This window comes from Microbulbifer okhotskensis (assembly GCF_023895975.1).
GTDB lineage: Bacteria > Pseudomonadota > Gammaproteobacteria > Pseudomonadales > Cellvibrionaceae > Microbulbifer > Microbulbifer okhotskensis.
Genome location: NZ_JALBWM010000144.1, coordinates 1 through 8,211 on the forward strand (window position 1 = coordinate 1; position 8,211 = coordinate 8,211).

The 8,211-nt window shown below is 47.7% G+C and carries 11 protein-coding genes; 5 read left to right on the top strand and 6 right to left on the bottom strand.

Translation table 11 applies throughout. The features are described from left to right. The 4 genes from MO867_RS19410 to MO867_RS19425 form a co-directional block, all read left to right on the top strand. Positions 1-377: hypothetical protein (locus MO867_RS19410; protein ID WP_252472188.1), on the top strand; the 377-nt coding region annotated here is incomplete at its 5' end. A 12-nt stretch (positions 378-389) separates the two neighbouring features. Next, complete coding sequence (locus MO867_RS19415) at positions 390-776, top strand: hypothetical protein (protein ID WP_252472189.1); 387 nt, start codon at positions 390-392, stop codon at positions 774-776. A 401-nt stretch (positions 777-1,177) separates the two neighbouring features. Further along, entirely contained in the window at positions 1,178-2,041 is an 864-nt protein-coding gene (locus tag MO867_RS19420) for an RbmA family biofilm matrix protein (protein ID WP_252472200.1), read from the top strand. 32 nt (positions 2,042-2,073) lie between these two features. Further along, the gene (locus MO867_RS19425) at positions 2,074-2,406 is read left to right on the top strand and encodes a hypothetical protein (protein ID WP_252472190.1); all 333 of its coding nucleotides are present in this window, start codon (positions 2,074-2,076) and stop codon (positions 2,404-2,406) included. Here the strand turns inward: MO867_RS19425 and MO867_RS19430 are convergent, their stop codons facing one another. After that, complete coding sequence (locus MO867_RS19430; protein ID WP_252472191.1) at positions 2,407-3,024, bottom strand: hypothetical protein; 618 nt, start codon at positions 3,022-3,024, stop codon at positions 2,407-2,409. It lies immediately after the preceding gene. Positions 3,025-3,451: 427 nt separating this feature from the next. Here MO867_RS19430 and MO867_RS19435 point away from each other — a divergent pair, with 427 nt between their 5' ends. Beyond that, positions 3,452-4,000, top strand: a complete 549-nt coding sequence (locus MO867_RS19435; RefSeq protein ID WP_252472192.1) for an HNH endonuclease family protein — start codon at positions 3,452-3,454, stop codon at positions 3,998-4,000. Between the two features lie 124 nt (positions 4,001-4,124). Here the strand turns inward: MO867_RS19435 and MO867_RS19440 are convergent, their stop codons facing one another. The 5 genes from MO867_RS19440 to MO867_RS19460 all read right to left on the bottom strand — a co-directional run. Beyond that, positions 4,125-4,700, bottom strand: a complete 576-nt coding sequence (locus MO867_RS19440) for a hypothetical protein (protein ID WP_252472193.1) — start codon at positions 4,698-4,700, stop codon at positions 4,125-4,127. Next, positions 4,697-5,440, bottom strand: a complete 744-nt coding sequence (locus MO867_RS19445) for an AHH domain-containing protein (RefSeq protein ID WP_252472194.1) — start codon at positions 5,438-5,440, stop codon at positions 4,697-4,699. Before MO867_RS19445 ends, MO867_RS19440 begins: the two co-directional genes overlap by 4 nt. 602 nt (positions 5,441-6,042) lie before the next feature. Further along, positions 6,043-7,065 carry a tyrosine-type recombinase/integrase gene (locus tag MO867_RS19450; RefSeq protein ID WP_252472195.1) on the bottom strand — a complete coding sequence of 341 codons (1,023 nt, stop codon included), beginning with the start codon at positions 7,063-7,065 and terminating at the stop codon, positions 6,043-6,045. Between the two features lie 25 nt (positions 7,066-7,090). After that, positions 7,091-7,336 carry a DUF4224 domain-containing protein gene (locus MO867_RS19455; protein WP_252472196.1) on the bottom strand — a complete coding sequence of 82 codons (246 nt, stop codon included), beginning with the start codon at positions 7,334-7,336 and terminating at the stop codon, positions 7,091-7,093. A 15-nt stretch (positions 7,337-7,351) separates the two neighbouring features. Next, the coding region (locus MO867_RS19460) for a hypothetical protein (RefSeq protein WP_252472198.1) at positions 7,352-8,211 on the bottom strand (860 nt) is incomplete at its 5' end.

Genomic DNA, 8,211 nt, shown 5'->3' on the forward strand with positions numbered 1-8,211 from the left:
ACTGCGAAACTGACGAATTGATCGACTGTTGGGACGTTGGTGACAACGATACCCACCTAGCTCCCATTGAAGCGGTAAGCCCCCAACAGGAAACCCCCTGTGTGCTGCTGACCATGGAGAGCGGCGCTCAGGTTATTTGCAGTAGAGAAACTCCGGTTACAGATAAGTCTGGCCGTGTCTATCTGGCCCAGGATTGCCAAGGCGTTGAGCTGGGCGTGTTACACGAAGACGAGCCGCTAACTTGGGAGCCGGTGACCAGTGTCGAATGTGCAGGCCTACTCACCGTCTACAAGATTTCTGTAGGCAATATCAGCTATGCCGCTGGCGTTGATCCTGAGCACCGAATAATCACCCATAACGCAATCTACAAACCCTAAGGAGCAGCCAGAATGCCCAGCTTTTCCCCTTTAAATGATGTGCCGGGCCTAGAAACCTGGCAGTTCGCCTACACCATCGACGATGGCCATAGTGCTGGGACGATCGTACGCGCAACAGTGACCCAGGCCACAGAGCCAGTAACTGCGGATGCCCAGGCCGCAGCGGTATTGAAATGCACCATCGCCGTGATTGATGACCAGGGTAATTTACTAACTGATGCAGCTGGCGATGAAATGAGCAGCGTCTATGTAACTACAAAAACGCTACAGACTGATGCGGGTCAGACAGTAAATGTTGCTGACCATGTTGCAGATTTGGTATCCGACTGCATTGTTGAAGTGGCGAATCGCCTGGCCGTGCATAGTTCTATTGCGGCGATGGCGATCCCTAGCGGATAACTAAAACAACTGGTGACTAATCGCCCGGAGACATTATTGATGGTTATTGGGGATGCGGGCAGCAATTTGGCTGAGGTGTTTACGCAATCTTTGCTCGCATAAAAATATTTATTGGGATAATGAAAATAATTAATTGTGTCGCCTTTAGTTTTTATTTTACCTGGTACGATTGGAGAGGAAAAAATTTTGTAGGGGCAGGGAAGGGTGAAATACAATACTTAGGGCAGTTTTAGTCTAGTAAACCAATAAAGTTACTTTTCGCAGATTAGAACTGCCAAGACATCCTGTAAATATTTGATTTTCAAGGAGCTGGTCTTGCTTTATAAGGGTTCTACTCTAAAGACTGCCAGAAGTATTTTTGTATCTCTAAATGTATTAAATGGATTGTAATTTTGAAAAAAATGAATGCAAGCTGCCCACTGCACAAGGCCGTGCTGAAAAAACCTATCGCTGGCTTTACTTTAATCTGCGCATCGACATTGGTTCAGGCAGATACGATCAGTACAACAATAGACCTAGGTGAGCCGTATCCGTTCAGCTTCGAAGATAGAGTTGAATACGAGGTAGATTTAGATATTGCCCATCAGTTTGATGCCATTGAAAAAGTTTGTATCAAAACTAAAGTTAAAGGCGGAAATGCTGACAGGATGGCTGTTATTGTAGGACCGGAATATGTTAAACCCTGCCATATGTCCTATGAGATGTTGTATCCTATGTCTATGGTTTACACCGCCGATGATCCAACTCCGGAAAATCCCAACCCTGTCTCAGAGCTACAGGATGTTAGTCTCTGTTTAGATCAAAATTCTCTCTTGGCGAAAAACCTTCTCGATGGGGAAGTTAAGTTTTCATTCCAAACGGTTGATGGTTACGTGGAGTTCTGGGACGTTGAGCTAGTTGTCGAAGGTGAATCCTCTGACATCCAATTGGCGATCGAGATTGACGAGCCGGCTGAGTTTTCAGTTCCTTCTTATGGGGGAAGAGTTAATTATGATGCAAGTATTCGTAACTTAGACTATACGCAGTCATTGGTTACATTCGAACAATGGAGTGTTCTCAAGCTTCCCAATGGGACTAATTATCCCATTCATAAATCACGGGATGTCGTATTGAATTATTCTGAAGCAAAGGACTTCACGCGAAATTACCTAAATATACCTGCTTGGTTTGAGGCTGGAGACTACGAGCTGACTTGGTATGTAGTTAACCCGAGCACCGGGAATCTGGTAGAAGATAGTCTGTATTTCACTAAAAATGCTGACTAAGCTTTAAGCTCCTGGCAGTCTGGGACGCCCTTGTGTCCCAGCTGTCCTATTCAGATTTTATAAGTGTCGATTCCGAGCGGGCGAGCAAGAGCCGCCGTTGGCGCGACCTGAGAAAGAACGGTCCATTTGAGGGTAATTTCACTGTGTCCAATGTCACCGCGACTTTGCTGGGTGGAGCCTCTGTGTCCTCTGGAACGTTACCGGCGTTGTTGTTGAGCGAAGACGACAAGCCTCGTATCCAAGGGGTTCTGACAATAAAATATAAAACCTCGGGCCGAAGCGCGAGGTTTTTTTATTTCTCAACACAAGACTTGAAGTTGGGCGGATGGATTTTTTGCTTTAGGCTAAAAATTTTTTCTACTTGACTAAGGGGAGGGAATCAATCTATTTACTTCATGACCTATTGCGCACAAGTCTGTCTGATTGCAAGCAATAAAATCATACGAATCATCTTCTTTTATGTGGCTAATTTTTACGCAATACTTTCCTGTGTAGGCTCGCGGTGTACCTTGCCGACTTGATAACTCACTCCTTAATCCACTAGCATCAGTTATTACTTGAAGTGCAGACATCGCCGTGCTTTGAGGAAAATCTAAAGCTTGGGAAGCCCCCTCACTAAAAAAACTTGTCACTTTTTCTGCTGCAGTACTTACAAAAGTATGCCCAGGAGATATTGTTTTGAATTTATCGCCAGGTTCATAAGTCTCTACTTTTAAGTAAATTCTAGGTCTGTCCGACTGAAGACTGTTTATCACCTTTATATGTTGTCGGGCCATTAAATACCCTGTAATTTGCTCTCTAGTGCCGATTAATGCCAAGTGTCCTTGCCCGATTTCGGTATTGTTGAATATGTGCGCATTTGATCCGTTATGTGTGGTCACTGCCGCAGCTCGATATCCACCGCTTTGTTGAGTGACGGATGTGGAGGCAAAGTGCATCTTATCTGAGCGGCTTCTATACATTATTATTTCTTCACCCGGCATAACAATTCTCCTAATAATCCATGGATTAATCTAAACCTATATGTATTTCCAGCGTAAAAGTGCATTAGCTGTAAAAGAACTTTTTGGATTCAGGTATGCCTGAATAAAATACCGAAAAGTATTTCCTGTTTGATGTGGCAGATGTAGGCCTGTGGGGGATGAGTGTGGTTCATGATTATTATTATCCCTTTTTCTAAAATTTTTAGTATTGAAGTGTAGGCTTCACATGGAAGTCTTATAGCCCTCATTCACGAAAAAGCTTAGTTGAAATTCTTGGCTAGAAAAAGAAATAGTTGGTTTCACTTGTGACGAAAAATGATGAATTATGTCAGTTGAGATTCATATGAATCAGCAGGTGTTAGGAGGTGTGCTTGTTCAATTAGTCAACCTTCGGTACGATTCCTCAAAATAATTCTGAGTGGTTGTCATGCGCCTTTTACTACCTGTTCTCCTATCTGCCGCCTTGGCCGGTTGTCTCGAAGTCGAAGCCAAAGAAGGACGCGGATATGACCGCCACGAGTGGCTCCCGAAGTGGTCTGACTCTGACGGCGACTGCCAGAGCACCCGCCACGAGCTGCTGGTTCAGTTCTCCTTGGCCCCGGTGAGGTTCACCAATGCCAAGCACTGCACTGTCGATACAGGCCTATGGCTGGACCCATACACCGGCAACTTCTACAGCCTTGCCTCCGACCTGGATGTTGAACACATCGTGCCACTTTCCTGGGCGCATGAGCACGGTGGTGCCAACTGGACTGTAGAGCTAAAGCAGCAGTTTGCAGAAGACCCTGAGAATCTATGGTTAGTCGATGATGGCCGGAACCAAAGCAAGGGCGATAAGGGGCCTGATGAGTGGATGCCACCCTATGAGCCGGTACAGGCTATCTATGTGCAGCGGTTTATGGCGATAGTGGAGAAGTATGGGCTGAAGTTCTCAGCAGAAGAGTCAACTCAGATACTGGCTCTCTTGGGTAGGTAGGCCGGCTTGGGTATTGGTTGGAGCTTCTGGTGTATTTGTTAGCTTATCTACTGGGGCGGAGTTCAGGTGTAGGCACTGAGGCTGTTGTTCCTCTGTGCCCTAAGAAAAAATGGCATGATTAGAGCTAGAAGGCTGCTACAAGGTCCTCTAGGAAGTTTATCCCTTTCAAATTTGCATCCTCCACCAAAGACTTGAAGCGGTCTCCGCAGTAGAGGGTTACACAGCGGTCAAATTTGGTTTTGAAAATCAAATTTTGATCAACATCTTCTTCGGTGAAGCCGATGCTCTTTACGCCCATCCAGAGGTCATTCTGGATGTCAGCTTCGCTCACAGACTTATCTGCAGATATAGCGTTTAGACAATTGAAGATTATATAGGGGGCACCATCTAGAGTGATTGGTAAAAACTCCCCATGGGGGGCTAGATCTTTTGATAGGGCGGAGTGAGCTTTCTGAGATAGAACTAGGTTTGCCCCATTCCAGGTAGTAATATCAGGCCTTTCTGTGTGCTTGAGCCCATTGACTTTAACAAAGGTGCCGCCCACATCCTCCCAGATCTCGGATAGAGCTTTATTGTCCCAAGAGTAGGTCTTGAAGGCCTTCATTCCGCCCAGGCTATCACCTACAGTGAACATCAATTCTTCTAGATCGATACTTAAGTTCAGGTAGCCGATATGATCAAAGCTAATCTTGTATGTCATTGTCCATTCCAAGTGGGATCTGAGGATTCTTTAACTTTATCTGGTTCTGTGCCATTTTTCAGGTGAGTGCGTACGATTGTTAACTTTGCACGAATTTCTGACTCACTATTAAGGTTATTTACTTGCCCATGTACCCACCTTTCATAGTTATGGGTATGTAGTCTGCTATGCGGGTAGGCATCTGGCATGGCCCAGTGCCCTGAATCCCTGCTTGAGCGAGGCATCCATACCCCATTATCTGGATCGTTGATACGAATATCATGCAGAAATAATGTTAGACGAACTTCAGTTGTGATGGGTAAGTTGCCTTTACCTAGAACTATGTGGTGCGCAGTATATCGAGAACTTGGCTTTGCGCGTCCAGCGAGTCGAAGATTATCTTCCAGCTTATTCGTTGGGTGGTGATCTTCGTCTTTATAGGCTTTGAGTTTTTCTCGCCCGCCGGTTATCCCCTTAAACTCGTCACGATACTGTTGAAGCTGATTTTTTTTGTTTTGCTCTCTTAGTTGCTCCTGAACAGATACCATTGACATTATACGGGCTCGCTCTCCCTTTAAGTGCTCCTTCGCATCGTCGTATTTGGCCAATCGTTGTGTTCGCTGCTCTTTTGTTTCGCCTGGCACTACACGATTTTCTGAATGATGCTCTTTGCAGCGTTTTTCATACTGGTGTATTGATGAGTCTAGAGGGGAAAGCTCCCACACATGGGGGGTGATTCTTTTGCCGTGATCGTATTCCATCGAAGGTGTCCAGAGATAATAGTTTTACTGGATGCAAGTTTTCAGGATGCAAAAGCCTTCTGTCCACAACTTGAAATACTGAGTAATTTCAAGTTGTGATTAATGCCACAAAAATAATCAATAAAAATAGGCTAGCAGTCAAATAAGGCGTCTAATTGCTGCCAGCGGCAGGTACAGGCCGATACCAGGGGCTGATAGTTGAGGGGGCGAGTAGTAACGGCGCCAATCAGATACCATCGTACAGCCATAGGGCCTTGCGGTGCTCGTGCCAAAGAGGTGGGGGACTGTTTACCTATACAGGTAAAACTTGCGGTGCCAAAAACAGCCCGAGCAGCTTATCTTCGGGGTAAATACGGTATATATTTATACAGTGTTTGGCACCTAAAAGTCGGATAACATATTGATAATCAAGCGAGAGCACACTGCTTGTGATTCCTGATGTCGCGGGTTCGAAACCCGTCGGCCACCCCAGATTCTTCCTTGTTTATCAAGGACTTAAAACCCCGCCTAGTGCGGGGTTTTTTCGTTTTGGGTTCTTGAGGGGTAATTCGTGGGGGTAATTTTTACCGCAATCGATTTTTTCAGCTCCCCGGATTGGACATTTATCCAGTATCTTTTGGCGTGTCCTTCCTCCCTTTAATTCTCGCCTTGTTGAGGGAAACAACTTTATCGGCGGTATGGTTGTAGCGCTCCATCATGCTGCGAGTCTTATGTCCACTGAACTCCTGCTTATCACCTTCGAAATCTGAGATGCCTTTTATCTTTAAATCATGAAATCGAAAGCGAGCGGGCAGGGTGCCAGCCTCGGTGGCGGCTTTCTGTTCGCGACTCCAGGTGCTATTAAATCCGTCTCGGGTGTAGCGTTGCCCAGTTCTTCCGCGAATTAGGTGCATGCATTGCGATTTGGAGCGGGTGTTGCTTTTCAATGCCAGTTCAACAGCATCGTGTAACCGTTCAGTCCAGAGCTTTAGTTGCTTCTTGCCGGTCTTCTGCTGGCAAATTAGCAGGCCCTCTTCGGTAATGTCTTGCCGTTTCAGTGCCAAGACATCTTGCTGGCGGGCGCCACATAAGTAGGCAATTTCCATGGCGGCGGCGTGGGCTGTGTGCCCCTTGGATTCGAGCCAGGTATAAAATGCAAGGTATTCCGAGTCCTCGACATAGCGCCCGCCCTGTTTTTCTTTGAGCGGTTTCACTACTTTGGTTGGGTCCTCAATCGATACGAACCCGCGAGCTTTTCCCCAGCGAAAAATAATACTGAGAAATGTGCGCTCTCTGTTTGCTGCCGTTGGGAATTGCTGCCCTCGCGTATCCATGTACATCTGTATTACAGGTGACGCGATGGTGTCTGGTTTGGCCTGGCCGAAGACAGTGCGGATTTTTTTCGCGTATCTGAAGTAGTCTTTTTGTGTTTGAGGTTTCAGTTCTTTGGTGAATTGGGGGGAGGCAAAATATAAATCTATTAGGTCGGAAATGGTGAAGACCTTCCCGTATTGGTCGCTCTCCCAGCGCTCATAGGCGGCCCATACCTCGGCGCGAGTTGCATCAGGGTTGCACAGGTGCCAGGCGCCTTGGCTTCTTATTTTTACCCGATAGCCCCTGGGGTAAACCTCGACCCAGCGTGGCATCCATGCGTTCTTGGGGTCTCTTGGCCTACCCATTGATTGCACCCATGTTCACACCAGATGGAATTAGTGAAGTTGCTCCGCCTGTACCTGGGGTATTTATCTGCATAATTTTAGCCTGATTGACCATTTCCCAGGTTAGGGCGGGGGATCCGTCTTTGCGTCGTACATAAGGGATTCGGTTGGTATCGAGAATACGCTTTTGCTCTTCGATATTATCAGCGCCGGCACCGGTCAGGCGGCCTATCTCTGTTTTAGTGAGTAGCTTACTCATGGGAATCCTTACCTTCTAGCTCTTCACCAGGGCAAAACCCTGGCCGTTACGTGTGAGTGTGCCTGCCTGTTGCAGGGCTTCGAAAACGGGTTTAACGGTTCGGTATCCGCCGCTTACGGTGGTGCTGATATTGCGCAACACCGGGCGGTTGCCGAATTCACCGGCGTGGATACGTTGGGCCAGCTGCCTTTGTTCTTCGTTGAGGTGGCTGGTGTGGTCTGGCTGTTGTTCTACTGTTTCGGGCTGTTGAAACGGTTGTGAAACGCGTTTACAAACCGTTGCAGCAGCGTTAAACGCGAGTAACGCGACCAGCCCTACGATGTCGGTGATGATGGCCAGTGCGAGGAAGCCGATATGCTGAAGCTTTGCCGGGTCTGCGTTTAGGCTGCTGGCAAGGCTGTTAAACGCACTGTGTGTACTGGGTGTTTGTTCGATAGTGGATAGCTTTGTGATCAGCTGGGTGCGCTCAGTTTCCAGTGCGGATAACTGGCCAGCGGTATCAATGGCGCGCTGGCGGTAGCCGTTGTTGGCGTCGGTGTTGATGAGACCGTTTAGGGTGTTTATCTGCTGTTGCAGGCTGTTTAGCTGCTGTTGCAGCGCTTGGTATTCCTGGCTATTGCGGGTGCTGCGCTGTTGCTGTTCCTCGCTGTGGGTGGCGAGGAATCCGACCGTTGCAACAATGCTGATCACTACCAGCAGGGGCCAGAGGCAGAGCAGGGCATAACCACTCGCCTGGCCCTGGCTGCGCAACCATAGGCCGAGAGGGGCGAAGCTGAACTTGCACAGCTCCAAGGCCACCGCTGTAGCCCCCGCCACCACCTGCCCGCCGAGACCTGCGGGCATGGATATCCACAGCTGCACGGTAAATGCGAGGC